Origin of the sequence: Conexibacter sp. CPCC 205762, from assembly GCF_030646155.1 — a bacterium.
Taxonomy (GTDB): Bacteria; Actinomycetota; Thermoleophilia; order Solirubrobacterales; family Solirubrobacteraceae; genus Conexibacter.
The window spans coordinates 20,600-47,052 of sequence record NZ_JAUTDN010000016.1 but is presented as its reverse complement, the minus strand read 5'-3'; the positions used below and the strand labels follow the sequence as shown (position 1 = coordinate 47,052).

The following is a 26,453-nucleotide window of genomic DNA, read 5'->3' as shown; positions in this document are numbered from 1 at the left end:
CCTCCTCCTCATCGTTTGGGGCCGACGCGCAGCAGCGGCGTCTCGCCGGTCCGTGGTCTGCGGCGCCGCGGGCGTGCGGTCGGCCCGGCCGCGGGCGCGGGGCGATCGGCTGCGGCGGCCGGTCCGCGCAGTCGCTCGCGCACCTGCTCGGCGTCGAAGCGCAGCCGGCCGCGGGCGCCGCCGCCGAGTCGCAGCGCGCCCAGCTCGGCGGCATGCTCGTAGACCCACTCGGCTCTCACCTGCAGCATCGCGGCGACCTGTTCGGCCGTCAGCAGCGGCGCCGGCGGGCGCGGGGCGACCAGTTCCGCGACGCGCCGCGCGATCGCCTCCGCCAGCTCGCCGTCGAGCGCGCCGGTCGGCTGCGAGGCGGCGCTCATGCCGCTTGCTCCGGCGGCAGCGGCAGCCGCTCCGGCGGCGCCGGCAGCAGCGACGCCGCGTCGAGCTTGCGCGGGCCGGCGAGCCGCCGTCGCTCGACGGTCGCGAACGCCAGCTCGTGGCTGGCGCGCGTCTGCTGGCGCTCGACGTGCTCCTGCCACGAGCGCTCGAGCCGCCGCAGCACCGCGCCGCCGTAGTCGGGGTCTTCGACCGGCTCGTGCGCCAGCCGCCGCCAGCCGTAGGCGGCGACGAACGACGCCAGCAGCGGGTGGACCGCCGCGAGCGCGGCGAAGCCGGCCTCGTGGTCGCGCGAGTGCCGCGGCAGCAGTCTGCGCAGCTGGCGGAAGGCCTCTGGCCAGGTCGGCACGCCGACCCGCTCCGCCTCCTCGATCGTCGTGACGATCTCGGCGACGGCGGGGATGAACGGCGAGCCGTTGCGGACGAGCACGTGCAGCGCCCGTTCGACGTCGGCGGCCGCGAACGGCTTCAGCAGCACGAAGTAGGCGGCGGCGCGGGCCTCGTCCCACTCGCCCTTCCAGCAGTTCTCCAGCACCACCGCGATCAGCTGCCACTCACGCGACGTCACGGCTCTCGCTCCCTTCCAGCTGCTCGATGACGGGGGCCGGGCGCACAAGCTCGGCGAAGGCGGCGGCGGCGCGGGCGCGGCGGGCGGCGCCGCGATCGTGGATCGCCGCAGGCCCGGCCGGGGGAGGAGGCCCTCTGCGCTCGGCGTTGATCGCTGCCGCGAAGCGGTCGAAGTGGCGTCGCAGCGCCTCGGCGGTGAGCACGTTCGGGGCCCAGAAGCTGTGTCTGTCGACCCAGCGGATGACGTGCTCGACCTGCTCCGGCGTCCAGCCGTCGAGCCGCATGAGGCGGTCCATCGCGACGTGCCATCTGCGCGTCGGCAGCAGCCTGCGCGAGCTGCTGGCCTGGTTGGTGCGGGCGCGGGCGAGCTCGGACTGCAGCCGGCAGAGGCGGATCACGTGCTCATCGAAGCCGCCGGCGCCGGCCGGCGCCGCTATGACCGCGCCAGCGGTCTCCTGCTGTCCTGTCCTGTCCTCTCCTGTGGGGGCCTCGGCGTGACCGGGCGTGACGGGACGTGACACGTCACGGTCGGTCACGGCGCCGTCGCGCTCGCGCTGGCGCGCCTTGCGGAAGGCGGCTCGGCCACGCTCGTTGTCCTGCTCCCAGCCGGAGATGCGGGCGGTGAAGCGGCCGTCGGCGCGGACGTAGTCGTCGAGCGCGCCGAGTGCGGCAGCGCGCAGCAGCACGCGATCGACGAGGTCGGCCTCGACGAAGGCGCCGCGGGCGCACGAGCGCAGCCCGGCCTTGACCCTGCCGCCGTCGTTCTGCGCCTTCGCCTCGCAGGTCAGCCAGTCGAGCACGGCAGGGCCGGCGGGACCGAACTCCTCGCCCAGCTCGACGACGTGCTCGCGCCGCCACCAGGCGGAGTCCTTCGGCCACCAGACCGTGCGTCCGTCGCTCATGCCGCTCTCCGTCGCGGGAAGACGACCGGCGCCTCGTCGGCGGCGTCGGGGTGCGGCCAGGCGTCGAAGGCGATCTCGTCGGGGTCGACGAGCGGTCGCACGGCCCATTCGCGGACCGACGCGTAGTGCGCCTCGCGCAGCGCGTCGAGGCCGTCGTCGCCGGCGAGCAGGCGCAGGGCGCCGTGCAGCGCCGCACGCAGGGACGTGCGTTGCCGGATCTGCATCCGATCCTCCATTTCGGGTGCCGCCCCCGGACCTGCCGTCGCGGGAGCGCTCGTGTTCGTGCGGGTGCGTGCGGCGTCAGGCGGCGGCGGGGAGCCGCCGCCGCGCGTCGCCGAAGAGCGCCTCGACGCTGCTGCCGAGTTCGCGCGCGAGCGCCGCGCGCGTGGCGGCGTCCGGACTGACGTGGCGGTTGACGATCCGCGAGAGCTTGAACTCGCTGATCCCGACCGCGGTCGCGACCTCGCGCTGGCTCCTGCCCGAGGCGACGATCGCGAGCTTCAGTGGCGTCACGATGATCATGGCCAAGATATTAGGGACTGCAACAAGATCTTGCAACAAGATCTTGCAATCGCATCGGCCGCCGCCAAAGCTGGACCGATGCCCCCCGTCGACGACCGCCCTGAGCCCGAGGAGGTCGCCCGGCGCGTGCGCGCCGCTCAGGCCTACGCCAAGCTCTCACGCGACGAGCTCGGCGCCGCGATCGGCAAGAGCGGCTCCGTGATCGACGAGATCACCGGCAAGCGCGCGCGCCTGCGCGGCGCCTCGTGGGAGGAGCTGCGCGCGATCGCCGAGCGCTGCGGGCTGCCGTTCGAATGGTTCTGGGCCGACCTCGACCGGCTCGGCGCGATCGCTCCCGACGACAGAGCCCCCGCGCTCTTCATCCGCGGCAGGTCAGCCGCGATCGATGCACTCGACGAGGCGGTCTCTGCCGCTGCCGGGCTTCGCCGGCAGCGCGCAAGAGGTTCGATCCGATAGCGAGTAGCGCGCGGCGCGTCGGCGAGCCGTCCTCCAGCCCCGCTGCCTCACGTCTCAGCACCGCCACCGCCGCGGTCAACGCGGCGATCTCGGCGTCGCTCAGTCCCCCGTGCCTCATGCTCGCTCCTTGGTGGATGGGCAGCGCTGGCCCGGCCGCGCGGCGATGACGACGCGCGATCGGGACGGTCTCGCAGGTCGCGGCTCCCCGGCCACGCCCGTTCAGCGCTGCATGCTCAGGAGTAAATGAGTAGTGAGGGAAGGTGTCAACGGGGCTGTTTCAGAGGTGCCGCGAACGGCCCCCGGAGACGACACCGGCGCATGACGTTGCACGCTGGCGTGCAGACGCTCCTCCTGGAGGCGGTTGGAACGCCGCCGCGCCAGCGCTTCCTGCGGAACCTTGCGCGCTCTCCCACGTACGGTGCTGCAATGCCGCGCATCGCCACGACTGTCGACGAGGACCTCGAGCGGCGCCTCCGCGCCGAGGCGCGTCAGCGCAGGATCACCCGCGCGCGCCTCTTGCGCGAGGCGGCGATCCACTATCTGGGGGTGAGCGAAGGGGCGCGTGAGCTGGAGCAGCTGCGGACGGTCGTCGCCGAGCAGCAGCGGCGATTGGAGCGGCTCGAACGGCGCCTCGGCGGGCCGCCGCCGGTGCCGCCCCCGCGGACGCCGACCCGACCGACACCGAGCGACCCCTTCTGAGCGGCGCCGGCGCCGCTACGGCGCCCGCACCTGCTCGCGCGCGTAGGCCCTGCAGTCGCTCGCGATCGGCTCGAAGTCGCGCTGCAGGTCCGCGACCGTGTATGGCGCCCGCGGCTGCACTCTTGTCGCGATGTTGCGGCGGTCGGCGTTGCGCGACTCGCACGATCTCAGCGACGCCTCGTAGCGCGAGCGCTGGATCTGCTCGGCCTGGTCGGCCTTCGTCGCGGCGGTGTAGGCGAGCGCCCCGCCGCCGACGCCGAGCGCGAGCCCGGAGACGGCGAGCGAGACGATCGCGAAGCGCGCCTTGTCGGCGTAGAGCGCGTCGGCGGCCGCGCGCGCGGCACGCAGCCTTCGGCGGATCCGTCGCTCCGTCATCAGCGTCCTCCTCCGATCTGCACGACGAACCAGACGGCCCCGCCGCCGAACGCGAGGCTCGCGCCGAGCACGCCCAGCAGGATCCGGTCGAGCAGGCTGGAGGCCTTGTCGAGATCGTCCTGGTCGGCCTTCTGCAGGTCGAGCTGCTCGACTCTCGCGTCGAGCCGATCGGCGAGCCGGTCGATCCGCTCGCCGAGCTGCTCGGCCCGCCGGTCGGCGCCGGCCTTCACGTGCGTGATGCGCTCGCTGAGCGCCTCGTAGCGCGCCGCCGCATAGTCCTCGGGTGGTGCCATCGCCACACGTCCGGTCGGTCGCTTCGGTCAGGCGACGTCGAACCAGACGCCGTCGAGCAGGGCGGTCAGGTAGTGAGGCAGGGTGTCGGGCACGGACACCCACCCTGAGCTGCTGATCGTGAGGGTGAATCCATCGCCGTCGGCGGTGCTGATCGTGCGCGTGATCGTTGCCGCGGGTCGGTAGCCGACGGGCAGGACGAAATAGTCCGAGACGAACGGCCGCGCGCTGGCGCGCACCAGCCCCGCGAGATACACCCGTCGTCCAGACTTCCAGAACCGAACGATGTTGCTCGTGTCGGATTCGACATAGCGAGAGTAGAACGGCGGCTCTCCGGGGGCGCCAACGATGTGCGGAGACTCCGTCTGCACCGCGACCAGGCGCCACTCCGTGCCGACGTCGTAGAACAGCTCGCCGCTGTCGAGCGCGACGAAGAGCCGGCCGGCGACGCTCGGGGCTGGCCGTCCGGCCAGAACGCCCTGTCCGCACGTGGCGGCGACGAGATCGATCTGATCGCGAAGTCTCAGCATGTCGCCGGGCACGTCTGCTCTGTCGTCGGCCGCGGGGGCATGGAGGCCGAGGCGGCTCGAGGGTGTCACGGGCATCGGTTCAGTCCTTCCGTCATCAGACCACCAGGACAAGCGGAATCCACGTCACGCCGGTGTCGTAGGAGAGTCGACCGGTGTCGGTCGCGAAGTGAAAGCGCCCGACGACGCCTGCCGCCGGGCGGACGCTCGCACCGCCTTGCGCGAAGACTGCCACCGCGACGTCGAGCTGGTCGCGGAGTCTGAGCAGGTCGCTGGGCACGTCGACTCTGTCGGTGGAAGCTGGTGCGTGCAGCTGCAGGCGGGTTGAAGGTCTCACCGGCATCCGTTCAATCCTTTGAGAAGTCGTCGAGGTTCGTCATCGCGTCGTTCATCTCGGTTGTGGCTCCGTGACCGGTGATCTCCACGCACTGCCCGTGTCGTAGAACAGCTGCCCCGTGCTCGTGACGACGTAGATTCGTCCCGCTGTTCTCGCCGGGGGACGATTGGCGAGCGTCCCCTGCGCAAAGGTGAGCGCGATCTCGTCGACGCGGTCGCGCAGCTTCTGCAGCTGGGTCGGAACGTCGGCGCGGTCGCCGCCCGTGGGTGCGGACAGCAGCATGCGTCTCGATGGACTGGCAGGCATCGTCAGTCCTCCAGGAGGTCGTTGTATCCGGTCGTTCTGTCCAGCAAGTCGGCGTAGCTGGTGAACGTCCCCTTCACGTCGTCGAAGTCGAGCTCGTCGGAGATCCAGACGTCGTATCTGAGACCGGCTGGGATGCGCTTCAGGATGCGTGCGGCGAACTCGTCGGCCGAGAGCCCGGGGCCTTGCGCGGGCGACGCGTTGAGCGCGCCGAGCGGCCGCCACCCGGGCGTCAGGGCGTCGCCGAACTCACCAGCTCTCGCCGTCTGCTCCAGCATCGCGGCCGTCACCTCGAACGCGACCCGGTCCCCGTTCGGGAAGTCCGTCTTCTGCTCGACGGAGAACTGGCCGTAGGCGGCACCCGGCGGCGCGACCCACGTCGACGCGAACGGGAAGCCCCAGATGTTGAGCGTCGCCCATCTCGTTCCCTCCACGGTTGCGAGCGGCGCGCCGTTCGAGTCGAACCAACGGGCGACCCAGCGCACCCCGTCGACGAGAAACGATGCGTCCGTCACGGCGAGCAGCACCGAGGCCGTGTAGGGGAGGCCGGGCACCACTGGATGAGCAGCTCTGCCGGCGTCGCTGAAGGCGATGCCGACCCAGCCGGAGGACTGGTCATCGGGCAGCGTCCCCTCGACGGCGAAGGCGTGGTCGATCTCCGACCACGTCCACGCGACTCTCGAGAGGAAGGTTGCCGTCATCGTGCTGCTGGAGAGCAGTCTGACGGTCGTGAAGGGCCCCTCCGCGCGCGGGTTCGCGATCATGTTGACGCGAGCGAGCCCTCTCACGCGCGAGCGCTTGATGACGACGCGCCCGCGGTACGGCGCATCGACGCCTGAGGCTGCATCGGGGTTGTAGCGCTCGCGCAGCGTCACGCCGTCGCCGTCGGTGAAGCTGCGCGCGTACGAGAGGATCGATCTGAGCTGACCGCGCGAGTAGCCGTCGCGGCGCTTGATCGCTTCTCGGCGGTCGTCGTTGCTGAGCTGCTCGATCCCGCGCACGCCGACGAGCTGGCCGACGAACGGCAGCAGGTCGACGCTGCCCGGGGCCGCCGGCGCGCCCGGGGCCTCGCTCGGATGGGCAGCTCTCGACCAGCCTGAGCGCGGCATCGTGAGCGTGACTCTGGTGTCGGTGTTGCCTGCGTAGGCCTCGACGTCGGGCTCGTTCCATGCGCGCACGAGGTCTGAGATCGGCTGGCGCATGCGACCCAGCGCCTCGCACAGCGTCGCCAGCGGCCAGCCGTACAGCTCGTCGTCGTAGGCGAGCGGTGCCAGCGCCTCGTACAGCTCGCGACCGCACGAGCCCATCGCGAAGTCCGGGCCCTCGCCGAAGTCAAGCGGCAGGATCACGTCGCCGTCAGCCATCAGAGCACTCCCACGAAGGTCGCGTTGGTCCAGTTCGCGCCGTCGTACGTCTGCAGCGACTGCGGGTTCCAGCCGGTGTCGTCGTAGACGGCGATCGAGGGGCGGTAGGGGATCGGCAGGTCGTCGACCAGCTCGGCGACGGTGCCGACGTGGTCGTATTCGTGCGCGCCGCCGACGCGATCTCTCACGCTGATCTCGGCACTCGCCTGGTCGAACAGCCACAACGCTTTCGGCGCTGCGACGTCGGCCCAGCGCTCGAGCCCCGCCACGCTCTTCAGCTGTCTGACGGTCTCGGTCGTCAGGACCGCGTTCCACATCGCGATCGCCGCCAGCTGACCGCGGAACCGGTAGCTCGTCTGATAGGTGCCGAAGTAGAGAAAGCCGCCGCTCGGGCCGAACGCTGCCGGATTGTTCACTCTCGCGCCTCCTCTCGCGGGCGGGCGCCACGTTCTCTCGTCGAAGTCGTAGCAGTGGAAGGTCGGGTACTCCGCGCCTGAGGCCTTCGTCACAGCGATCAGCGCCCAGCCGCTGGCGGGCAGGAAGTTGCTGCCCGTGAACGGCTCGCCGCCGCTCGTGCTGTAGACGCCCAGGCTGCGGCCGCTGTTCGTCTCGAGCCCGTAGCCGCGCGCGGACGTCGAGCTGACGTGGCCCTGGACGACCGAGTAGAAGCCGGACACCGGCACGCGCATCAGCGCGGCGATCGACCACGCGCCGGTGATGTCGGCCGAGCCCGGCAGGCAGCGGATCTGGTCGTCGCCGTCGAAGGTGCGCACGGGCAGCAGCGCCATCTACTCGGCCTCCCACGACTGCAGCGGCTCGCAGGCCGGGCCGCCGGGTTCGTCATGGTGGCAGCGGTGCAGCGCGATCTGGCTGGGCGTCGTCCCTCTGCCCTCGTCGATCGTTCCGAGTCTGGGCGCGAGCGCGACGAGTGCGTCGTAGGTCTCACCGGCGGCGGGATCGTCGTCGGCGAAGATCAGCTCGGCCTGCAGGCGCAGCTTGGCCATCGTCAGCCTCCGATCCAGAGGTCGCCGGCCTGGGCGAGCTGCGGTCTGCCGCTGCCGACCCAGATCACGATCCCGTAGCCGATCGGGCGCTGCTCGGTCTCGCTCGTGCCGTGGCTGACGAAGCCGACGGCGGCCGCGGGCACCGGCGCCGCCACCCACGTGGTCGCGTAGTCGCTGTTGGCCGTCTTCGCCAGCAGCTGGCCGGTTCTGCCGCCGTCGGGCACGCCGACGCCGCTCGGCCCCTGAGGGCCTCTCTCGCCCTGCGGGCCGCGCACGGCCGTCGCGCCGCCGACCTGGCGGAGCACGTCGGCGGCGACCATCTCGGCCGTGAGCGCCGTCTCGAGCCCGTCGGTGATGACGCTGACCGGCACGCCTCTCGTGTAGAGCGCCATCGATCAGCCCTCCGTCACTCTGCCGTTGATCTCGCCGGCCTTCGGCATCGGCGCGAGGCCCGTCATCGTGATGTTGCCGCTCGCATCGGCAGCAGTCGGGCCCGTGACGGTCAGGCTCGTCACGTAACGCAGCCCCGGGACCTCGTTCAGCACCTGGGCGATCTCGAGGTAGCGGACGACCCGCTCCTCGACCCAGACGCTGCTGTCGGCGTCGCCGAGCGCATCTCCCATGCCCCATCTCGCCGGTGAGAGGTATGCCTCGAGCGCTGCTTCCGCGGTTTGCTGAACCGTGCTCGCGGCATAGGTCGGCCAGGTGACTGCGGCGAAGTCGACATTGATCACGTTCGAGCTCGGGCCGATGACGCTGACGTCCCAGTTGAGCTCGCGGACGGCCTCGATCGCATCCTTGACGCCTCTGAGCGTGTTCGCCGAGACCTCCGCGCCGTCCGGACCGACGACGGCAACGGTGATCGCCCGCTCCTTGACGGCCTCGACGCCTGCTCTCTGCTCGACGACAAGGCTGCCGAGCGTTCTTGCGTCGGTGACCGAGGAGCCGTAGATGGTGAACTGCCAGGGACCAAATCTTCTGTAGTTGCGCAGACGCACCGTGAACGGCGCAGTGCCGGCCGGGCCGCCTTCGACAACCGGGTTGAGGGCGCTGAGCGCCGTGGTCAGCTGCGCGGCCGTCAGGCCTGACGTGATCGAGGCTCTGACGCCGTTCGTCAGGTCCTCGATCTCCGCTCTCGTGGATGCTTGGGTCGTGATTCTGAGGATCTCCTCGCGCAGCACCGTGTCGTTGAACGCCAGCGCGCGGCTGACTCCCGGCTGCTGCCGCGCGAGCGCGGCGAAGTCCTCCGGCAGGATCGGGACGGGAGAGGTCAGCGCCAGCGTGTCGACGAGCCGCTGCAGGTACTGCTCGTCGGTCTCGGCGTCGGTGCCGCCGGTCGACTCGTCCAACAGCGCGACCTCGGTGACGAACTCGAGCGGGCGGATCAGCACGGCGCTGTTTCTGCCGGCTCTCAGCCCGTTGCCGGCGATGCCTTCTCTGCCGCTGATCGCCCGCAGTCTGACCGTCGTCCGGACGAACTCTCCCGCGACGCCCTCGCCCGGTCTGACGGTGACGTCGTCGGTGACGGCCATCGTCACTCCGTCGTCGCCGGCGGTGCGCACGAGCACCTCGGTCCCTTCCGGGACCGTGTACCCGCTGTCGTCGATCAGCGTGACGACCGCGTTGACCGTCGCGCCGGTCGCGACGCGCGGGAGGATCTGATGGACCTCCTCGCCGAGCGGCCGCAGGATCTGCTCGATCGGCACGTCGGCAGCGATGTCGCGCTCCTCGGCGATCATCCGCGCGTGCGCTCCGATCAGCCACGTCATCAGGTCTCCGTCGGCCGGCTGCCACTCGGGGAAGCCGTCCTGCAGGTATCTGATCGCGATCTGCTCCAGCTCGGCTGGATCGGTTGAGATCTCGGGTCGGATCACGGCCACGGTCAGGACTCCTCTTCGATCAGGATGCGAATGCTCTCGGCACGCAGGTCCTCGAGCGAGTCGACCAGCTCCACTACCGTCGCGGCGCGCGGCTCCGACGTGAGGAGCGCCTCGCGCAGCTCGTCGACGTCGACGCCGCCCACGGCCATCAGGTAGGACGGCACGCCGAAGTCGGGCACCTCCAACCGCCAGCCGAGCTCGGTGCGCGCGGCTGCCTCGACGCACTCGGCGACGTGCTGCGCGGAATCTTGCTCGACCCGCGCGAAGGCGGAGCGGTCAAGCCGCAGCGGCAGTGACAGGTGTGGGGTGTCGCTCATCTCTTCAGTCCTCCGCCCAGTAGCCGATGCCGTCGAGCGTCACGATCGCGTTGGCCGGCGGCGACGAGATCGGGCCCGTCATGACGCTGCCGTCGGCGAGCACGTCGACGCGTGCGGTGACGCTGCCGCCCGCGAAGGCCAGGAAGCTGCGCCGCGTCGGCGGCTGGAAGCCGTCGGGCAGCGCGTTGGCCAGCTGCTGACCGCCTCTCGGATTGCTGCTCGTCAGCAGGCCGCGCAGCATCACCCAGCCGGTCGGTGACTTCGCGAAGGCCGGGGTGGGGCTGGACGCCTCCGCCGACCAGCTGCTGCCGAGCGTCAACGCTCTCCATTTCAGGGCGGCTCCGCTCCAGTCACCGGCGACGACCCAGACGCGGCCGATCTCCGACTTCACCACCAGACAGCGGTCCCCGCGCGCCGGCAGCGCATTCGCAGCGGCGGGCCAGGAGACGACCGGCCACCCGTGGCGGGCGAGCTGGCTGCCGTCGAAGTCGTCGATCGTGACCGTCAGCTCGTCCGGGTCGGGGTTGGAGACGCGCGCCTCCAACGCCAGCGGCGTGGCGACCGACCTGCCGGTCGGCAGCGTGCGGCGAAGTGCGCTCATCTGTCTCCGCCTCTCTTTCTGCGGCGCGTTCTGACGAGCGTCACGACGGTCGTCTGGGAGTAGCGCGAGCGGCGGTACTCGCCGACGATCCAGCGACCTCTCGCCGGCCCGCAGTCGTCGTCGAGCACCACGACCGCACCGGGCACGGTCCCTCTCAGGACGTCGCAGGTCACCTCGACCCGCTTCAGTCGCTTGTGCGGCGCCCACTCCCAGTCGATCGTGTGGATCCCGGGCGTCTGCTCGCCGATCCGCAGACGCGGACGGCTCGTGCGCAGCGTTCTCTCCGGCAGGTAATAGACCTTGTTGGCGGCGACGAAGAAGACGTAGTCGTTGAGTTCGCCGATGCGGACGCAGGCATCCCAGTAGGTCTCGCCGCGGTAGACGAACAGCGACTGGTCCTTGCGATCGCTCTCGTCCTCGCCGGCGGCGTCGTCGGCCTTGAAGGCGTCGACGATCGCGCGCGCCTGGTCGTTCCAGCGGTCGAACGTCTCGGGACGGACGCCGCCGCGCGCCTCTTTGACGATCCGGCCGATCGACCACGTGCCGTTCTCGCGCTCGGCTCTCAGCGCGCCGCCCTTGCCGGTGAACCCGGAGTCGCGCAGGAACGCTTCGGCGCTGAACTCGACGTCGTTCGCGCGCGAGCGCGTGAATCTGCCGGCGTGACTGCGCGTCACGGCGGGGACGGCCCGCAAGACGCCGATGCCGCCGCGGTCGTCGGCTCTCGTCTCGTTGCGCAGCTCGCTCGATTCGATCGCAGCTGCGATCAGCGCGCGCATCGCCTTCGGCGAGGCGCCGAGCTGCTTCGCCGTCGCCAGCAGCCGCGTCGCGACGTCCAGCTGCGCCGGTCTCGCCCAGTGCGACTTGATTCTCAGCCGCTCGTCGTCGTCGATGCCGGCGGCACGGCGGTCGTCGGCGTCAGCCAACGCGCTTGCGCGCTTGCCTCTCGAGGTGCCCTTCAGCGTGTCGCTCGCTCTGCGCTCCTGCTCGCTCGGCGCCTCCAGCACCGGCGCGCTGACGTCGGCGAGTCTGCACAGTCTCTGGACGAACGCGACGTGGTCGGTCCAGGTCGGGTTCGCGAGCGACGCCTTGCCTCTGGCCCGCAGTCTGCTGACGGTGCGGTCCTCGAACGTCAGCCGGAACTGGTCGCCGACCTTGGCGACGGAGCGCAGCCAGTAGGAGATGCCGTCGAGCTCGAGCTCGACGTTGTTCTCGAGTCTGTCCTCGTCGTCCTTGTCGCGCTTGAAGAGGTCGGACTCGACCAGGACCCGGTCGGGATCGAACACGGCGATCCGCACGACCGAGGAGCCGACCAGGCTCAACTCCTCGTCGAAGCTGACGATCCCGTCGCCGATCGCGACGTCGACGCCGCGGCCGTCGAGCCAGATGTCGCCGTCGAGCGTGCGCGCGTCGCGCTTCCAGGCGATCGCGCTCATCTTCTGTTCATCCCTTTCCGCCACCAGCCGCCGACGGGCAGCTTGAGTCGCTGCCCGACTCGCGGCTTGGCGCCCAGTCTCATGTCGTTGAGGTCGAGCACGACCTTGCGCGCCCAGCTGAGCTCTCCGGCGCCTCTGACCGCGAGCGCCTCGTGGATCAGCCGGTCGAATCTCTCGCCTCTTCTGAAGACGTGGACTCTGGTGGGTCTGGCGGCTCTGTCCTTGCGCTTCAGCAGCTCGACCGGCACGTACATTCTCAGCGTGACGGTCACGAGCGCGCGCACGCGCTGCCCTCTGTAGACGTCGACCTCGCCCCACTGCAGGTTCTGGATGAACCAGCGGCGATGGTGATGCGGGACCTTGCCCATGACGCGCAGCAGCGTCGGCCGCTCCTCGCCGTCGGTCTCGAGCGGAAGCCGGGCGTAGTGGTCGAGCATGCGGATGTCACGGTCGCAGTCCGCTCCCCACGGCGCCGGGTACGGCCAGCCGCCGAGGATCAGCGAGAGCCTCAGCTGCGGTGCTCTGGTGCCCCGGTAGACGGTCGCCGAGACCTGTCCCGGCCGCGGCTCGTCCTCCCAGCCGCCGTAGCCTCCGAAGAAGGGCGGGTAGCCGTCGTCGAGACGCGCGCGCACGAACGTTCTCTGCTCGTTGCTGACGAGCAGCACCTCGTCGCCGGCGAGGTTGACCCGCCGCTTCTTGCGGTTCCAGGCGGCGGCGTTCTTGCGCTGCGCTTCGCGTCGCGCACGTCTCGCCGCCTGCTCGGCCCGGCGTTGCTCGGCGCGGGCTCGCTCGCGCGTGATCACGGTGCCGGCGCCGGGACTGACCGACCAGTTCATCTTGTCGCTCACAGGCGTCCCCACTGCTCGTCGTCGTCGAAGTTGCGCAGGGTCGAGCGCGCGATCTCTCGCCCGTCGAGGTGCTGGTGGATGTGCAGCTCGCGGTCGGCCTGCGGGCCGAATCCGCCCGCGCCCATCCCCATGCGCTCCATCAGCTCGCGCGAGCGATGCGCCGGCATCACCTGCGAGCCGCCTGGCAGCCGCACGATCTCGGGCCCGCGCTCGCCGACGAGCGTCGTCTCACCACTCTGCACGCGGCCGCCGCGGGCGCGGACCATGTAGCCGAGGCCGGCGGCGCGCAGCGCCATGTCATTCCACGGAATCGGCTCCCGTTGGTCCTCCGGACCCCACAGGTATCTGCTGCCGAGGCTCTCCGCGGCGTCGAGGTTGCTCAGCGTCTGGAGCACCGCCTCGGTGGTCAGCAGCTCGGTCTCTCTCAGGACGGCTCTGCCGGCGACCCGCGCAAGCACGCCGCCGGCGCGCAGCTCCGGGATCGCGAAGCTCGCTGCCGCGGCTGTGGTCATGGCGTTGTTCCGGACCATGTTGCCGAAGCTTCCTTCGCCCTTCGCCCAGTCGTTCGTCGACTCCGTCGCGAGGAAGACCGAGCCGGCGAGCGCCGAGGCGTCGAGCACCTTGAACGCCTCCTTCATGAACCCCGTCGGCTCGACGCCGATCGTGTTCTTGAGCAGGCCGGCGAAAGCTCCACGTTCGGAGATCGACTCCATCGTCCCTCTGAGCCCCAGCGGGTCGCCGAGGTTGTGGTACATGTTCAGCGCCGCGATTCCGGGGTTGAACATCGCGCCCGAGACGAAGTTGATCTTGGCCTGGTCCCACAGCGCACCGGGCAGCTCGCTGAACTTGTCGGTCCCGGTGACGGCTCTCATCCCGACGCGTCCGGTGTTCAGTGCGGCGTTGGCGCTCCACTGCGTCGCGGCCCAACCGGCGTCGGCTCCCGCCGACGCCAAGCCCCACGCCGTGCGTGCCACCGGCGTCACGACGCTCGCGGCGGTGTTGAACTTGAAGGCGGCGGCCGCCAGACCACCCTTGACGACGCCGGTCCCCACGTGCTGGGCGGCGTTGGCGGTGTACTGGATGCCGTCGCCGATGCCGTGCAGGGCGGTGCTGACGCCGTCCGCGACGTCGCTCACGTGGGCGTCGACGCCGCGGGCGACGACGCGCGCGCCGCGTACGCCGACGCCCGCGACGGTGCGCGCCACGCGGGTGCTGTCGTCGAGCGCCCGGATGCCTATGCCCGCGACGTCGCTGGCGACGTCGCGACCGGCCAAGAGCGTTCGCACGGTCGGCCGCAGCGTGAAGGCGCCCACGTCGAACGCCGCGCCGCCGGCGAAGCCGGCCGCGTCCAGAAACGGGTTGCGGACGACGCCCGACGCGTTCCAGGCGGTGCTGACGCCGCGGCTGACGACGTGCGCGGCGGTGTTGCCGACGTCGTCGGCGAGGGCGATGCCGCCACGGGCGGCGCTGGTGGTGGCGTCCGCGATGCCGCCACCCGTCTTGGCGATCCCGCCGACGGTGTCTCCGACCGCGCGCGTGAACCAGCTGCTGCCGCTCTTCTTCTGCGGTGCGGGAGCTGCCGCGGGCAGCGGGTCGGTGTAGTGCGGAACCCACGCCGCCGGCCGCTGCCAGATCAGATCCTGCAGCGGCGTGCCGGCCGCGAGCCCGCTGCGGCGTCGCCGCGGCTGCGCGCTGGGGATGATGAGTCCCAGGGACGTGCCCGCCGATCCGCGCGCCGAGACTCCCGGCACGTAGCCCGTGTTGGTCGCTCCGGTGGTGCCGGTGTTGCCGGCGCCGGTGTACGTCGAGCCGGTGTAGCCGGCGTTGACGTCGACCTGTCTGCCGCCGACTCTCGCACCGACGGTCCCCGAGTTCGTCGGCACCGTCATCATCAGCGGCTGCGGTCTCGCCTTGGGTCTCGGGAAGAGAGGCTCGTAGTCGAGGGCTCTGCGATACGCCATCAGCCGTTACCTCCACATGAGCTGGGCGATGAAGTGGGCGAGGCGCTCGTCGCGCTTGGCGGCGTAGCGATCAGCCCCGGCGAGTCGCTCGCGCCAGAACACGCGCTCGACGGCGTCGCCGGCGACCAGTCGCTCGGCGATCCGGTCCAGCCCGAGTGCCAGCGCAAGCTCCACATGACTCTGCTCGCCGAGGCTCAGCGCCCCGGGACGATCGCCTCGGCGATGTCGCGGGACGTGTCACCGAGCCAGCGCTCGATCGTGTTGGCGAACTCGGCGAGCGCGACCACGTTGATGACCGGCAGCGAATCCTCGCCGCCGATCGTGAACGCCGACTGGACCGCCTCGCGCGCCGACAGTGCCTCCGGCAGCCCGACCGTGTCGGCGTAGTGGACGTTGAAGCGCAGCGGACCGGACTCGCTCTCGATCGCCGTCAGCCGTGGGCTGCCGTCGTCGTCGACGCCGTCGATCTCGAACAGCCCGTCGACGGTCTCGGCGACGAAGTCGGCCATCCAGTCGACCGTCCCCGGCGTGCCGGTGATTCTGCGCGTGAAGTCGTGGTCGGGGACCGTCACCCGCGCGACGAGCGCATCACCCCAGCCCGGGACCGGCAGGAACAGCTCCGCCTGCCGGCGCCGTGCCGCGTAGGTGCGGCGCAGCCGCTCGAGCGGCGAGTCGGCCGCGACGGCATCACTGCCCGCCGCGGCTGCCTCGTCGATCTCGACCGCGTCAACGGCGTCGTCGCCGTCCGTCATGAACGGGTCGGAGGTGCTCACGTGCCCTTCCAGACGCCGTGCGGCGCGACGACGACCTTGTAGAGGGCGACGCCGGCGCTCTCGGATCTGAAGTCCGGGCGCGTGACCTCCTTGAGGACGCCCGTGATCGTCTCGCTGGTACCGCTGATCGGCCGGTGGTCGGCGCCGAGCGTGACGATCGTGACTCTCGCCTCTCTGCCGATCGCGTTCGCCAGCTGGGTGCGGAGCGCGCCGTCGATCGAGCCGCGATAGGCGCGCTCGAGGACGATGTCGGCCGTCGTCGGCGGACCGGGCATCGACTCCGCGTAGAGCTGGCCGCCGGCGCGGAAGGTGCGCGTCGCCGAGGTCGTGTCCCCGCCCTCGATCGCATCCCAGTTGTCTTCGAGCTTGACTCCGTCGACGGTCAGCGTGGCGATGAACTGCCAGTCGCCGGTCATGTTGGGGGTCGGCATTGTCCAGATCTCCTAGATCGTGTCGCTCGGAGCGACCTGCGTGATGGTCAGCTCCACCGTGTGCGCGGACGGCGACGGGCGCAGCGCGAGGTAGCCGACGAGACGCGGCCGTCTGCCCGGCTCGGTCTCGGCCGTGACGCTGGCGCTGTAGGCGTCGTCGGGCGTTTCGCCAAAGAGCGCGCCGCGCGTGTACCAGTTGGCGCAGACCGAGACGATGTCGCCGGTGGTGATCGCGGCCAGGTGGCCCTTGCCGTCGATCGTCTGCATCACTCGCTTGCGCAGGGCCTGCTTCGCCGCTGCGTGGATCGCCATCGTCACGCGCATCGCCGAGACCTCGGCGTACTGCGGGTATCTCGTCGGGTCGACGAGCGTGATCGCGTCCTCCGCGTAGATCGCGCCCTGCGAGTCCTGCACCACGACGGTGACGCCCGCGTTGTTGAGCTGCTCGCGCTCGCCGCGGGTGAACAGGTTCGCGACGCCGGTCGGCGTGCGGTACTCGCCGAACGTCCACGAGGCCGGCTGGCCGGGGCCGGCGCTGTTCTCGCGGTCTGCGAGCGCCTCGCGGCCGGTGTGGACGCCCGAGGGCGGCACCGACAGGGTGACGCCGGCGATCGAGATGTTGAGCCAGCCGGCGAACAGCTGCAGGTATCTCGCGTTCTGGTGTCTGCGGAGCAGCGCCGCGGTCGACGTCATCGTCTCGACCGGGGTGGTGAGACCGAAATCGCCGCGCGCGAAGCGGTTGGTGGCCGCGGCATGGTCGGCGAGGTGGCCGAAGACCGCCGAGTCGTCCCAGCCGGAGGCGCAGACGGAGCCGGGGCCGAGATCCTCGTCGAACGCTCTGAGCGCTCTTCTGACGTCGTCGGGCTCGACGCCGGCGTCGTCGACGCCGCCGGCGAGCTCGCCGCCGCTGGTGACCGGCGAGAGCGGCCAGCTGTCGGTTCTGAGGACGACCGCCTTCGCGTGGCCGGAGAGGTTGATCAGCTCGGCCGCCTCGGCGGCGTCGGCGACCGTGCCGCTAACGAGCGGAGAGCCGTTCAGCGTCAGCGTGATGCTCTGAGCTCTGTTGCTGTCGGCCGTGCCGACCGCGACTCTGACGCCGTGGTAGAAGGTGCCGGGTCCGGCGGCCTCGACGGTCAGCACGTCGACGGTGCCGTTCTTGAGCGCGAGTCTGGCGGGTCTGGCGTCCGCACCCACAGCGCGCGAGAGCACGACGCGGCTGCCGCCCTCGGCGAAGAAGGACTCGACCGCGCGCAGCGTCGAGGTCGCGGTGTGGTCACCGACGGTTTGGCGGACCTGCGTGAACGAGCGGCACTCGATCGGCTCGTCGATCGGGCCGTGGTCGCAGACGACGACCTCGAAACGGGTCGAGACGTCGTCGGCCGGGATGGGCGCGGCGCCGCGGTCCCCGCGGCGCACGATCACTTCGGGCAGCGGCATCAGATTGCGTCTCCTGCGTTGGTTGCGGACAGCTCGAGGTGCGTCACCTGCATGGCCTCGCTCATGGGATCTCCTCGAACGGAGTGGTGGTCAGGGCGATCTCCTCGACGCTCGGCCCGTCCTCCAGGTCGAGCGCCGGATCCTCGATCGGCGGATCTCTCACGGCCGCAGGGAGCGGGCCGCCGAGGTCCGACAGCAGGACGCCGGAGACGGCCAGCACGTGGCCCTCGGCGTGCAGCGTGCGCTCTGCTTCGTCGCGCACGTTGACGTTGACGCCCATGCTCTGCTGCGGCGCCTCGGTCTGGCCGCGGTCGCCGGTCGGGTCACCCGCGACGGCGCCGAGCCAGCGCGCCTGGAAGCCGGTCAGCTGCGGCAGCTCATGCAGCAGCAGCGTCGCGGCGCCGAGCGCGAGGATGCTGGCGGTCTCGCCGCCGACGAGCTCGTCGGCCGCGCTCGTGATCGCGTGCACGTCGAGCTTCAACGTGCCCTGATAGCAGCCGTCGCCGGCGCGGTAGCGGACGTCGTCGAGCGTGCCGTGGCAGCCGACGACCAGCGCCGGCAGCCGCTCGTCGGCGCGCACGCGCGGGGTCTCGCGCAGGAGCACGTCGTTGGGCCGCTCGATCCGCAGCACGGGGCTGCCGGTCGGCGTCTGCTGCCGCACGATCTCGTCGAGGTAGATGCCGAGGTGGTAACCCAGCAAGAGCTCGCGGGCCGCTCTTCTGAGCGCCCACGGCGTGACGAACGGACCGAGCGGGCTGCCGGCCATCAGCTGCCTCCGGCGTCGAGCGGGCAGCCTGCGATGACCGCCGCCGAGAGCGCTCTGATCGCGTCGTCGGCGAGCGTGCGGTACGCCTCGTGGGCACTCCCGAGGTAGTTGGTGCGCTCGGGCGCCAGCGACGCTTCGACCAGCTGCGCCGCACGGTAGGCGACGGCGGCGCCGGCGGCGATCTCGAGGTCGGGCGTGCAAGGCGAGCGGCCGGGGAAGTGGGACGCGACCTCGCCGGCCGCCAGCTCGATCAGTCTCTGCACCTGCGTCAGCGTCGGGCGCGTGTTGGCGGTGAATCTGCCCAGCTCTCTGGCGGCGGTCGCCGCGATCGAGTCGCGCCCGCGCGTGCGCGTGTGCATCAGCGCGGCGACATAGTCGGGCGACGGCGCCCAGTCGGTTGCGGCCACTACTCGCTCACCTCCGCCGGCGGCGCGCTCTGGGTCGCCGGATTGGTCTTGACGACGACGCCGCCCAGCAGGCGGTCCTGCACGTACTGCGAGATGACGCCGACGGCGACGAGCGCGCCGGTGACCTTCGCCGTCGCGTCACCGCCGAGCGTCAGCCCGAACGGCTGCGCAAGCGCGAGCACGGTCGTCACCACCGCCCCTGCGGTGACCGGCAGCTTGAGCCGCACGAGGTCGTCGAGGAAGGCGCGCACGAACTGCATCACGCGATCCCCAGGAAGCGCGCGCGCTCGGCGCGGCGGCGGCGCGTGAGGCCGGGCAGCGGCTGCGGCGGCACGCCGGCCTTGTCCCACCGCAGCAGCTCGTCGGCGGCGACGACCCAGCGCCGCTCGCGCAGCGCTCTGCCGATGCCGGTCGAGCTGGCGAGCGCGCCGGTGCCGACGTTGTAGACGAACGAGACGAGCGCGTCGTGCTGGCCCTGCGTCAGCGGCAGGGCGAGCGCCTGGACGGCGGGCTCGTAGTCGGCTGCGAGCTGTTGCCGGAGCAGCTGACGCGCCTCGGCGTCGGTCAGCTGGCCCGGCGTCTGCTGTCTCGCGACCCAGCTGGCGGCGCGGTCGGCGGCGGTCACCGGGCCGAGGTGCAGGAGGTGGCCGTAACCGACGGTCGCGTGTCCGGCGGGGTCGTCGTACGGTCTCGCGAAGAAGCCCTCGAACTGCTCGATCAGGTCGAGGCCGGTGGCGGAGATGCGCAGCGTCGCCGGCGGCGCCTCTGTGCCCGCCGCCGGCTTCGCCGCCGCGCGTCTGCTCCAGACGCGCCAGCCGTAGCGGCGCCGCAGCGCCGCGAAGGTCTTCGGTCCGACGACGCCGTCGGCGACCAGCCCGACGCGTCTCTGAAAGGTGCGCACGGCGCGCTCGAGCGTCGCGCCGTAGACCGCGCTGTCGACGCTGCCGCTGATCAGCCTGGCGCGGCGCAGGTAGGTCAGCACCGCTCTCACCTCGGGCGCGCGGGTCCCGCGCGTGAGCGGGCGCGCGCGCAGGCGGTCGAGCACCGTCGGCTTGCGGCCGAGCCGCTTGGCGGCTGCGCGCAGCTCGCCGGCGCTGTCGGCCTCGACGTGCCACGGCTCGCCGGCGACCGTCAGCGAGGTCGCGAGGCCGTGGCCGCGCAGCCAGCTGCGCAGCACGGCGACGCCGCCGCCGAACGCGACGTCGACGTCGAGCGCGTGATCCTGCCGGCCGACGCGGATGTGCGGCGCGGTGGGGGAGGGGACGGCGGCGAGGTTGCCGACGCCGGCCCGGTAGAGGTCGTACAGACGCTGCTGCTCGGCGAGCGTCCGGCGACCGCTGTTGAGACGGAACGAGACACCGGCACGGCGGGCTGCCGTAAGGACCTTGAACCAGTCGTCGCTGACGTGGTGGCCGTCGAAGGAGGGCGTCATCGCGGCAGCAGCATCACCGTGGACGGCGCCGTCGGCCTAGCGTTTCGGAGGTTCCTCCGGAGGTTCCTCCGGATCGGCCGCTTCAACAGGATCTTGGCCGTCGCAGCAGGTACGCTTGCGACCGTGCTGCTGCGAGACGCCCGCCAACGAGCCTGTCTCTCGCGCGAGGATCTCGCGCGTCGCTCCGGCGTCAGCTCACGCCAGATCTACGACATCGAGCACGCCCGCTGCTCCCCCCGCAACGCGACGCGCGCCGTGCTGGCGGTCGCCGTCGGCGTCCCGCGCGATCAGATCGACTGGCCGGCGCCGGCCGCGCGCGCGGCCTGAGCGCCTGGTCCCGTTCCCGGTCCCGATCGGGACCGGATCGAGCCCCGGTCCAAGCTCCGGCGAGAGCGCCCCTGGAGCCCGCGATCACCCGTCGTCACGGCGGATCCGGCACGTCCGCCCGGTTGCGAGACCGCCTTGTAAACAGGCTGCGAGCGGTTCGAGCGGCGGCCGCGGACGGGCCGCGTCAGTCGTCGCCGCTGATGATCGCGCGCTCGATGTTGCCGTGGCCGTTGCGCGCGGCATCGCCGTCGAAGCCGGGCACGCTCGACTCCGGGGCGGCGTCGTCCGCGGCGGCCGGATCGGCCGGCGGGCGGTTGAGGCGCGCCTCCAGCTCTCCCAGCACGACGCCGAAGAGCGCGTGGCGCCAGACCGCCAGCCAGAAGGCGCGGCGGTCGCCGGTCAGTCTCGGCAGCGCCGCGCGGCCGGGGTGGAAGCGGTCGCTGAGGCGGCCGGCCGGCCACAGCGCGAGGTGCTCGAACAGCGCCGTCTGCGCGCCGCGCGCGGCCGGCGGGCCGGGCAGCAGCGGCGCGACCTGGGCGTAGACGGCGCCGAACAACGCGCCGTTGGCGACGTGCATCGCGGCGCCTGGCGCACGCCAGCCGTCGCGCTCGCCGGTGACGAAGCGGCCGAGCAGCTCGACGTCGTCGTAGCGGGAGCGGAAGAGGCGCTTGTCGAGCGGCTGCTGCAGCGCCCAGAGGCCGGCGGCGACGCCTCCGGCGAGGGCTCCACGCAACGTTCGTCTGGGGTCGATCGCCATCCGCAGCACCTTAGCGCGCTCCAACGGAGCTGTAACCGAGCGGTGAAGCGGTGTACGTAAGACCGATGAGCGAGAGAAACAGCGCCCTGCACCGACGTGCTCGCGAACGCGGCGTCAACCCGATCGTCTACTGGGTCGTCCGTGCGTTCTTCCAGCCGTTCTTCCATCTGTACTTCCGGCTGTCGCGGATCGGCCGCGAGCACATCCCGGACGGGCCTGTGATCTTCGCGGCCAACCACCGCAGCTTCCTCGACCCGTTCATCATCGGGACGATGTCGCGGCGGCCGCTGTACTACGTCGCGAAGGAGGAGCTGTTCGCCAAGCGGCTGCAGGCGTGGTTCCTCAACTCGCTCGGTGCCTTCCCCGTCTCGCGCGGCAACGGCGACAAGGACACGATCGAGACCGCGAAGGCGATCCTCGCGCGCGGCGACTCGGTCCTGATCTTCCCCGAGGGCACGCGCGTGCGCCCGGGCCCACCCGCGAGAGCGAAGCGCGGCGTCGGCCGCCTCGCGCTGGAGGCCGGCGTCCCGGTCGTGCCGCTGGCGCTGATCGGCACGACCGACGTCCGCAAGGGCTGGCGCATACGCCCGCGCAAGGTCCGCGTCCGCGCCGGGCAGCCGCTGCGCTTCCCGCACGTCGAGGATCCTTCGCGCGAGCTGGCCGCCGCCGTCACGGATCGGATCTGGCCGAACGTGATGCTGCAGTGGGAGTGGCTCGGCGGCCAGACGCCGCTGCGCCGCGCCGCCGTCATCGGCGCCGGCCCGTGGGGCACGACGCTCGCCGTCCTGCTCGCCAGAGCCGGCCTCGAGGTCGATCTCGGCACGCGCACCCGCGAGCAGGCCGAGGCGATCGGCCGCGAGCACGCCAACGGCCGCTACCTGCCGGGCGTCGAGCTGCCGAAGAACGTCCGTGTCGCGCCCGCCTCAGAGCTGGAGCTGAGCGCCCACGACCTCGTCTGCTTCGCCGTGCCGGCGCGGGCGCTGCCGGCGGCGCTCGCCGCCCACGGCGCGCGCGTCCCTGCGCGCGCCGGCGTGCTGGTCGTCTCCAAGGGCCTTGTGCCGCCGCTCGGCACGCTGCCGTCGGCGTTCGCCGCCGAGCGCGTGCAGGCGCGCTCGGTCGCCGCCCTCGGCGGCCCGTCGCACGCCGCCGACGCGCTCGTCAACGGCGCCTCGATCGTGCTCGCCTCGCATGACGACGCCTTCGCGCACGAGCTGGCGAGGGTGCTGATCGCCGCCGGCATCGACGTCCACACGACCGCCGACGTGCGCGGGGTGGAGCTGGCCGGCTGCGCCAAGAACGCCGCCGTGCTCGCCGCCTCCGCCGCGGCCGCGACCGCCGGCCCCAACGTCGCCGGCGCCGCCGCCGGCAAGGTCTTCTCCGAGGTCGCTCAGCTCGCCCGTGACGGCGGCGCCGATCCGGCGACCTTCGCGGGCCTCGCCGGCGCGGGCGACCTGGTCGCGACCGTCGTCGCCGACGGCAGCCGCAACCGCCGTGCCGGGGAGCTGCTCGCGCAGGGCCTCACGGCAGACGAGATCGCCCGTGCGCTCGGCCAGACGGCCGAGTCGGTCGACTCGGTCGCGCTACTCGCCGAGATGCTCGGCAGAGCGGGCGTCGACGCGCCCGCGACGAGCGGTCTCGCCGCTCTCGTGGAGGGCAGAATCGACCCCGAGCAGTGGACCGCGTCGATGACGAAGCCGTCCGTTCGTCCGCGCAAGGCGAAGGCCGCCTAGCGCCGCCGCTGCTGGCGCGAGATACTGCGATGCAGTGCCCGACCCCCCGAGCAGATCCAAGGCGGAGCTCGACCGCGAGTTCTCCGACCTCTATCGGACGCATCTGCGGGACGTGTACTCGTACTCGTACTACCGCGTCGGCAACCATCACGACGCCGAAGACCTCACCGAGCAGACCTTCCTGCAGGCCTACCGCCACTACGAGCGCGCGCTGCGCGAGTCCGACGGCCGCCCGCTGCGGCCGTGGCTCATCCGCATCGCCCACAACCTGGCGGCGAACTTCTACCGCGACCGCGCGCGCAAGCCGCAGGCCGCGATCGAGGACGCGGCCGTGATCTCCTCCCCGCACACGACCGAGACGCTGGTCGAGGGGCGCGAGGAGCTGGAGGAGATCCTCGCAGGCGTCCAGCAGCTGCCCGACGATCGCCGCGAGGCGCTGATCATGCGCTTCGCGCTGGGGATGGACAACCGCGAGATCGCGCGCGCCCTCGGTCGCAGCGACGGCGCCACGAAGGTGCTGCTCCACCGCGCGATCAAGCAGCTGGAAGGGATCGTCTCGCAGCCGGAGGCGACGGCGAGATGAGCACGACCGAGTTCGAGGAGCGGCTGAAGGCCGCGCTGAAGCCGGTCGAGCCGCCGGAGGCGCTCGCGCTGCGGCTGGAGCGGACGCTCGTCAGCTTGACCGAGCTGGCCGCCGACGAGCTGGAGGCGTGGGAGCTGTCGTCGATGCGCGACCCGCGCAACTGGGTCCGCCCGGTCGTCGCGACGGTGATCGGCGCCGGCGCCGGCACCGCGCTCGTGGCGCTGCGCGTCCGCAACGGCCGCCGCCGGCGCAAGGACCAGTCGGTCGACCTGCTCGACCTCGCCGAGCGGACCGTGCGCGACGTCGCCGACGAGGCGCGCAAGCTGCTCCCGCAGCGGGACTGAGGGCTCCGCCAAGCGAGTTCCACTCCGGCTGCGCGACGCCCGCCACGACGGCGGGAACTCGCGCCTCGCTGGGCTGAGCTTTCCTGAAGGTCGCCCTGCTAGCGTCAGCGCCTCCATGCCGACCTGTTACCGCCATCCGACCCGTGAGACGGGCGTCGCCTGCTCCAACTGCGGGCGCCCGATCTGCACCGACTGCATGACGCCGACGCCGGTTGGCATGCGCTGTCCCGAGTGCGCGAAGGAGAAGACGCGCGTCCAGCGCGGGCCCGTCGGCGGAGGCGCCAGCCTCGCCAGCTCCGGGCTGAGCGTCACGGTGATCCTGCTCGCCGCCTGCGTGCTCGTCTTCGTCGGCGAGATGGCCTCAGGCGGCCAGATCGGCCAGGCCGGCGGCACGCTCTACCAGAACTTCGCGCTGTGGAGACCGGCGCTGGAGTTCAACAACGAGTACTACCGGATGATCACGTACGGGTTCCTCCACTCGGGGTTCCTGCACATCCTCTTCAACGGCTGGTTCATCTGGGTGCTCGGCAACATGCTCGAGCCGGCGCTCGGAAAGCTGCGCTTCGCCGTCCTCTACTTCGCGACGCTGCTGACCGGCGCCTTCGGCGCGCTCGTGATGGAGCCGAACGCGGCGACGGTCGGCGCCTCCGGCGCGGCCTTCGGCCTGCTCGGCGCGGCGATCGTCGAGGCGCGCGCCCGCGGTATCGACATCTGGGCCTCCGGCCTGGCCCCGGTCGCGGTCATCAACTTCCTCTTCACCTTCCTGTTCCCGGGGATCTCGGTCGGCGGCCACGTCGGCGGCTTCCTCGGCGGCCTGCTGATCGGCTTCGTCTTCCAGCAGGTCGATCGCGCGCGGCTGCCGTACGCGCTCGGCGCGGTCGGCGCGGGGATCGTCGGGCTGGCCGCCTTCGCCGGCGGCGTCGCCCTCGCGGGGTAGGCCCCGGAACGACGCAGCGCCCGCGCGGGGCGCGGGCGCTGCGGTGAAGCGGACTGCCGTCGTTCAGCTGCGAGCTGCTACTTGCAGGTGATGAAGCTCGTCGCGGTCGTCGACGCGGAGGCCGGGATCTCGCCGCCGGGGCTGAACGTGAAGGCGCCGGCGATCGGCGCTCTGCCGCCGGCCGGGCACTTCTTCGCGGCGATGTAGGGGAGGTTTCTCCAGGTCGCCTTGACCTTCGTCTGGAACGACGTGACCTGGGCGAACCAGCCGTCGTTGATCTCCTGCAGGGTCGTCGGGATCGGCGCCGTCAGGACGTAGCCGTATCTGCCGCCGACCTTCTTCAGCGGCGCCTTGAACGCCTCGAAGATCTCGACGGGGTTGTGGGCGACGATGTTGACGGTGATCGACTTGCCGCCGGGGCCGTTGAAGAGCGTGACTATGCCCGGGACGTTGCTGACCGGGACGGCCGGCACGTCGGCGCGGAGGCTGCCGCTGCCGATCTTGGAGCCCTTCGGGCAGCTGCTGAAGCTTCTCGTCGCGTTGATCTGCTCCGGCTTGCAGGAGGGGAACTTCGCGCCGTTGACGGTTGCGTTTCTGGGGAAGCTGAGGACGACCTTGCTCAGCGTGTTGTTCTCGTTGTTCTCTCTCTTGATCGTGAAGCCGACCGAGAGCGCCAGAGCGGTGCCCGGCTTGCCCTTGTTCGGGCTGATGCTTCCTCTGATCGTCGACTGGGTCGCCATCGCCGCGGGGGCGGTGGCGAGGAGCAGCGTCGAGGCTGCTGCGACGGCGAGAGTGCGACCTGCTCGTGTACGAACCATCCAGCCACAGTAAACGAGCGTGTACCAGCCCGTCCAGCCCGAACCGACCGCCTGGTCGGGGCCGGAACACGGTCTGTTTGGGGACCGGAACTTTGGACGATGCTGTGCGTTTCAGAAAGGGCCGATTCCCTTGTGGAACCGGCCCTTTCGGCCTGCGCTGACGCTAGCTCAGCGGCGGCAGGCGATCGTCGACGTGACGCTCAGCGGCGCGTTGTCTCTGAGGAACGAGAATCTGCCGCCGATCGGCACCTTGAGGCTCTTCGGGCAGAGCGTCGTCGACTCGATGTACGGCGTTCCTCTCCACTTCGCGGAGATGCTCGTGTCGAATCTGCTGACCTCGGCGAACCAGCCGTCGTTGATCTCCTGCAGCGAGGAGGGGATGTTGCCGGTCAGGTGGTAGCCGTATCTGCCCTTGGTCTTCACCAGCGTCGCCGGGAACGCCTCGAAGATCTCGACCGGGTTGTGCGCCTCGATGTTGATCGTGACGCTCTTGCCGCCCTTGCCGTTGAAGATCGTGATGTCGCCCGGGACGTTGAAGACCGGGACGGCCGGCACGTCGGCGCGCAGCGTGCCGCCGCCGATCTTGGAGCCCTTCGGGCAGCTGCTGAAGCTTCTCGTGGCGTTGATCTGGTCCGGCGAGCAGGACGGGAACTTCGCGCCGTTCGTTCTCGCGTTGGGCGGGAAGAAGAGCTCTATCTTGGTGAGCGTGCCGCGCTCCTTGTCGGAGCTGTCGGCGTCGAGCTTGGCGCCGATCTTGAGGTTGATCGGCGAGCCGATCGGGCCCTTGTTCGGGTTGATCGAGCCGGAGAGCGAGCCTCTCGCGGCCATCGCCGACGGTGCGGCGGCCAGCAGCAGCGCCGTGGCGGCCGCAGCGACGAGCGCGCGGTTGTTGCGGATGGGGAGCATCCCCCGACTATAAACAGGAGCGTTC

Annotated in this window: 38 protein-coding genes; 7 read left to right on the top strand and 31 right to left on the bottom strand. The window is 71.3% G+C overall.

Going from position 1 to position 26,453, the window contains the following annotated elements:
• Nucleotides 1-8: 8 nt before the first annotated feature.
• The 5 genes from Q7L73_RS14310 to Q7L73_RS14290 form a co-directional block, all read right to left on the bottom strand.
• Complete coding sequence (locus Q7L73_RS14310) at nucleotides 9-377, bottom strand: hypothetical protein (RefSeq protein ID WP_304691910.1); 369 nt, start codon at nucleotides 375-377, stop codon at nucleotides 9-11.
• Nucleotides 374-961, bottom strand: a complete 588-nt coding sequence (locus Q7L73_RS14305) for a hypothetical protein (protein WP_304691909.1) — start codon at nucleotides 959-961, stop codon at nucleotides 374-376. The genes Q7L73_RS14310 and Q7L73_RS14305 overlap by 4 nt, the downstream gene beginning before the upstream one ends.
• A complete protein-coding gene (locus Q7L73_RS14300; protein WP_304691908.1) occupies nucleotides 948-1,862 on the bottom strand; it encodes a hypothetical protein in 915 nt (304 codons plus the stop codon). The genes Q7L73_RS14305 and Q7L73_RS14300 overlap by 14 nt, the downstream gene beginning before the upstream one ends.
• Nucleotides 1,859-2,086: a hypothetical protein gene (locus Q7L73_RS14295; RefSeq protein ID WP_304691907.1), complete on the bottom strand. Its 228-nt coding sequence runs from the start codon at nucleotides 2,084-2,086 to the stop codon at nucleotides 1,859-1,861. Before Q7L73_RS14295 ends, Q7L73_RS14300 begins: the two co-directional genes overlap by 4 nt.
• Before the next feature lie 76 nt (nucleotides 2,087-2,162).
• Nucleotides 2,163-2,384: a helix-turn-helix domain-containing protein gene (locus Q7L73_RS14290; RefSeq protein ID WP_304691906.1), complete on the bottom strand. Its 222-nt coding sequence runs from the start codon at nucleotides 2,382-2,384 to the stop codon at nucleotides 2,163-2,165.
• Nucleotides 2,385-2,462: 78 nt separating this feature from the next.
• Here Q7L73_RS14290 and Q7L73_RS14285 point away from each other — a divergent pair, with 78 nt between their 5' ends.
• Both Q7L73_RS14285 and Q7L73_RS14280 read left to right on the top strand, forming a co-directional pair.
• A complete protein-coding gene (locus Q7L73_RS14285; protein WP_304691905.1) occupies nucleotides 2,463-2,840 on the top strand; it encodes a hypothetical protein in 378 nt (125 codons plus the stop codon).
• Between the two features lie 426 nt (nucleotides 2,841-3,266).
• A complete protein-coding gene (locus tag Q7L73_RS14280; protein ID WP_304691904.1) occupies nucleotides 3,267-3,539 on the top strand; it encodes a hypothetical protein in 273 nt (90 codons plus the stop codon).
• A gap of 15 nt (nucleotides 3,540-3,554) precedes the next feature.
• Here the strand turns inward: Q7L73_RS14280 and Q7L73_RS14275 are convergent, their stop codons facing one another.
• The 23 genes from Q7L73_RS14275 to Q7L73_RS14165 all read right to left on the bottom strand — a co-directional run bounded on the left by Q7L73_RS14275 (nucleotide 3,555) and on the right by Q7L73_RS14165 (nucleotide 20,026).
• The gene (locus Q7L73_RS14275; RefSeq protein WP_304691903.1) at nucleotides 3,555-3,914 is read right to left on the bottom strand and encodes a hypothetical protein; all 360 of its coding nucleotides are present in this window, start codon (nucleotides 3,912-3,914) and stop codon (nucleotides 3,555-3,557) included.
• Complete coding sequence (locus Q7L73_RS14270) at nucleotides 3,914-4,207, bottom strand: hypothetical protein (protein ID WP_304691902.1); 294 nt, start codon at nucleotides 4,205-4,207, stop codon at nucleotides 3,914-3,916. Before Q7L73_RS14270 ends, Q7L73_RS14275 begins: the two co-directional genes overlap by 1 nt.
• A 27-nt stretch (nucleotides 4,208-4,234) precedes the next feature.
• Nucleotides 4,235-4,810, bottom strand: a complete 576-nt coding sequence (locus Q7L73_RS14265) for a hypothetical protein (protein WP_304691901.1) — start codon at nucleotides 4,808-4,810, stop codon at nucleotides 4,235-4,237.
• 19 nt (nucleotides 4,811-4,829) lie between these two features.
• Nucleotides 4,830-5,075: a hypothetical protein gene (locus Q7L73_RS14260; RefSeq protein ID WP_304691900.1), complete on the bottom strand. Its 246-nt coding sequence runs from the start codon at nucleotides 5,073-5,075 to the stop codon at nucleotides 4,830-4,832.
• A gap of 45 nt (nucleotides 5,076-5,120) precedes the next feature.
• Nucleotides 5,121-5,375, bottom strand: a complete 255-nt coding sequence (locus Q7L73_RS14255; RefSeq protein WP_304691899.1) for a hypothetical protein — start codon at nucleotides 5,373-5,375, stop codon at nucleotides 5,121-5,123.
• A 2-nt stretch (nucleotides 5,376-5,377) separates the two neighbouring features.
• A complete protein-coding gene (locus tag Q7L73_RS14250) occupies nucleotides 5,378-6,736 on the bottom strand; it encodes a hypothetical protein (RefSeq protein WP_304691898.1) in 1,359 nt (452 codons plus the stop codon).
• The gene (locus tag Q7L73_RS14245) at nucleotides 6,736-7,524 is read right to left on the bottom strand and encodes a hypothetical protein (protein WP_304691897.1); all 789 of its coding nucleotides are present in this window, start codon (nucleotides 7,522-7,524) and stop codon (nucleotides 6,736-6,738) included. The genes Q7L73_RS14250 and Q7L73_RS14245 overlap by 1 nt, the downstream gene beginning before the upstream one ends.
• Nucleotides 7,525-7,740, bottom strand: coding sequence for a hypothetical protein (locus Q7L73_RS14240; protein ID WP_304691896.1), 216 nt, complete (start codon nucleotides 7,738-7,740; stop codon nucleotides 7,525-7,527).
• Nucleotides 7,741-7,742: 2 nt separating this feature from the next.
• A complete protein-coding gene (locus Q7L73_RS14235) occupies nucleotides 7,743-8,132 on the bottom strand; it encodes a hypothetical protein (protein ID WP_304691895.1) in 390 nt (129 codons plus the stop codon).
• Between the two features lie 3 nt (nucleotides 8,133-8,135).
• Nucleotides 8,136-9,620 carry a baseplate J/gp47 family protein gene (locus Q7L73_RS14230; protein WP_304691893.1) on the bottom strand — a complete coding sequence of 495 codons (1,485 nt, stop codon included), beginning with the start codon at nucleotides 9,618-9,620 and terminating at the stop codon, nucleotides 8,136-8,138.
• A 2-nt stretch (nucleotides 9,621-9,622) separates the two neighbouring features.
• Nucleotides 9,623-9,937: a hypothetical protein gene (locus tag Q7L73_RS14225; RefSeq protein WP_304691892.1), complete on the bottom strand. Its 315-nt coding sequence runs from the start codon at nucleotides 9,935-9,937 to the stop codon at nucleotides 9,623-9,625.
• Between the two features lie 4 nt (nucleotides 9,938-9,941).
• Nucleotides 9,942-10,538 (bottom strand): hypothetical protein, encoded by a 597-nt coding sequence (locus Q7L73_RS14220; protein WP_304691891.1) that lies wholly within the window; start codon nucleotides 10,536-10,538, stop codon nucleotides 9,942-9,944.
• Nucleotides 10,535-11,971 carry a hypothetical protein gene (locus tag Q7L73_RS14215; RefSeq protein ID WP_304691890.1) on the bottom strand — a complete coding sequence of 479 codons (1,437 nt, stop codon included), beginning with the start codon at nucleotides 11,969-11,971 and terminating at the stop codon, nucleotides 10,535-10,537. Before Q7L73_RS14215 ends, Q7L73_RS14220 begins: the two co-directional genes overlap by 4 nt.
• On the bottom strand, nucleotides 11,968-12,819 hold the full coding sequence (locus tag Q7L73_RS14210) for a hypothetical protein (protein WP_304691889.1): 852 nt from the start codon (nucleotides 12,817-12,819) through the stop codon (nucleotides 11,968-11,970). The genes Q7L73_RS14215 and Q7L73_RS14210 overlap by 4 nt, the downstream gene beginning before the upstream one ends.
• The gene (locus Q7L73_RS14205) at nucleotides 12,816-14,780 is read right to left on the bottom strand and encodes a hypothetical protein (RefSeq protein ID WP_304691888.1); all 1,965 of its coding nucleotides are present in this window, start codon (nucleotides 14,778-14,780) and stop codon (nucleotides 12,816-12,818) included. The genes Q7L73_RS14210 and Q7L73_RS14205 overlap by 4 nt, the downstream gene beginning before the upstream one ends.
• A gap of 6 nt (nucleotides 14,781-14,786) precedes the next feature.
• Nucleotides 14,787-14,954 (bottom strand): hypothetical protein, encoded by a 168-nt coding sequence (locus Q7L73_RS14200; RefSeq protein ID WP_304691887.1) that lies wholly within the window; start codon nucleotides 14,952-14,954, stop codon nucleotides 14,787-14,789.
• Nucleotides 14,955-14,974: 20 nt separating this feature from the next.
• Nucleotides 14,975-15,553, bottom strand: a complete 579-nt coding sequence (locus Q7L73_RS14195; protein WP_304691886.1) for a hypothetical protein — start codon at nucleotides 15,551-15,553, stop codon at nucleotides 14,975-14,977.
• Nucleotides 15,550-15,984: a hypothetical protein gene (locus tag Q7L73_RS14190; protein WP_304691885.1), complete on the bottom strand. Its 435-nt coding sequence runs from the start codon at nucleotides 15,982-15,984 to the stop codon at nucleotides 15,550-15,552. Before Q7L73_RS14190 ends, Q7L73_RS14195 begins: the two co-directional genes overlap by 4 nt.
• Nucleotides 15,985-15,996: 12 nt before the next feature.
• Complete coding sequence (locus Q7L73_RS14185) at nucleotides 15,997-17,421, bottom strand: hypothetical protein (RefSeq protein WP_304691884.1); 1,425 nt, start codon at nucleotides 17,419-17,421, stop codon at nucleotides 15,997-15,999.
• A gap of 61 nt (nucleotides 17,422-17,482) precedes the next feature.
• Entirely contained in the window at nucleotides 17,483-18,187 is a 705-nt protein-coding gene (locus tag Q7L73_RS14180) for a hypothetical protein (RefSeq protein ID WP_304691883.1), read from the bottom strand.
• Nucleotides 18,187-18,594, bottom strand: coding sequence for a hypothetical protein (locus Q7L73_RS14175; protein WP_304691882.1), 408 nt, complete (start codon nucleotides 18,592-18,594; stop codon nucleotides 18,187-18,189). Before Q7L73_RS14175 ends, Q7L73_RS14180 begins: the two co-directional genes overlap by 1 nt.
• The gene (locus tag Q7L73_RS14170; RefSeq protein ID WP_304691881.1) at nucleotides 18,594-18,854 is read right to left on the bottom strand and encodes a hypothetical protein; all 261 of its coding nucleotides are present in this window, start codon (nucleotides 18,852-18,854) and stop codon (nucleotides 18,594-18,596) included. The genes Q7L73_RS14175 and Q7L73_RS14170 overlap by 1 nt, the downstream gene beginning before the upstream one ends.
• Nucleotides 18,854-20,026, bottom strand: a complete 1,173-nt coding sequence (locus Q7L73_RS14165; protein WP_304691880.1) for a peptidoglycan-binding protein — start codon at nucleotides 20,024-20,026, stop codon at nucleotides 18,854-18,856. The genes Q7L73_RS14170 and Q7L73_RS14165 overlap by 1 nt, the downstream gene beginning before the upstream one ends.
• Before the next feature lie 123 nt (nucleotides 20,027-20,149).
• Here Q7L73_RS14165 and Q7L73_RS14160 point away from each other — a divergent pair, with 123 nt between their 5' ends.
• Entirely contained in the window at nucleotides 20,150-20,353 is a 204-nt protein-coding gene (locus Q7L73_RS14160) for a helix-turn-helix transcriptional regulator (RefSeq protein ID WP_304691879.1), read from the top strand.
• A gap of 184 nt (nucleotides 20,354-20,537) precedes the next feature.
• On the opposite strand, the gene Q7L73_RS14155 is transcribed toward Q7L73_RS14160, so the two are convergent.
• Nucleotides 20,538-21,110, bottom strand: coding sequence for a hypothetical protein (locus tag Q7L73_RS14155; protein ID WP_304691878.1), 573 nt, complete (start codon nucleotides 21,108-21,110; stop codon nucleotides 20,538-20,540).
• 65 nt (nucleotides 21,111-21,175) lie between these two features.
• Here Q7L73_RS14155 and Q7L73_RS14150 point away from each other — a divergent pair, with 65 nt between their 5' ends.
• The 4 genes from Q7L73_RS14150 to Q7L73_RS14135 all read left to right on the top strand — a co-directional run bounded on the left by Q7L73_RS14150 (nucleotide 21,176) and on the right by Q7L73_RS14135 (nucleotide 24,704).
• Nucleotides 21,176-22,840, top strand: a complete 1,665-nt coding sequence (locus tag Q7L73_RS14150; RefSeq protein ID WP_304691877.1) for a 1-acyl-sn-glycerol-3-phosphate acyltransferase — start codon at nucleotides 21,176-21,178, stop codon at nucleotides 22,838-22,840.
• A 34-nt stretch (nucleotides 22,841-22,874) separates the two neighbouring features.
• Nucleotides 22,875-23,423 carry an RNA polymerase sigma factor gene (locus Q7L73_RS14145; protein ID WP_304691876.1) on the top strand — a complete coding sequence of 183 codons (549 nt, stop codon included), beginning with the start codon at nucleotides 22,875-22,877 and terminating at the stop codon, nucleotides 23,421-23,423.
• On the top strand, nucleotides 23,420-23,767 hold the full coding sequence (locus tag Q7L73_RS14140) for a hypothetical protein (protein ID WP_304691875.1): 348 nt from the start codon (nucleotides 23,420-23,422) through the stop codon (nucleotides 23,765-23,767). The genes Q7L73_RS14145 and Q7L73_RS14140 overlap by 4 nt, the downstream gene beginning before the upstream one ends.
• Nucleotides 23,768-23,882: 115 nt before the next feature.
• A complete protein-coding gene (locus tag Q7L73_RS14135; RefSeq protein ID WP_304691874.1) occupies nucleotides 23,883-24,704 on the top strand; it encodes a rhomboid family intramembrane serine protease in 822 nt (273 codons plus the stop codon).
• Between the two features lie 77 nt (nucleotides 24,705-24,781).
• Here the strand turns inward: Q7L73_RS14135 and Q7L73_RS14130 are convergent, their stop codons facing one another.
• Together Q7L73_RS14130 and Q7L73_RS14125 are read right to left on the bottom strand one after the other, a co-directional pair.
• Nucleotides 24,782-25,522, bottom strand: a complete 741-nt coding sequence (locus tag Q7L73_RS14130) for a hypothetical protein (RefSeq protein ID WP_304691873.1) — start codon at nucleotides 25,520-25,522, stop codon at nucleotides 24,782-24,784.
• 168 nt (nucleotides 25,523-25,690) lie between these two features.
• Entirely contained in the window at nucleotides 25,691-26,428 is a 738-nt protein-coding gene (locus Q7L73_RS14125; protein WP_304691872.1) for a hypothetical protein, read from the bottom strand.
• Nucleotides 26,429-26,453 lie beyond the last annotated feature (25 nt).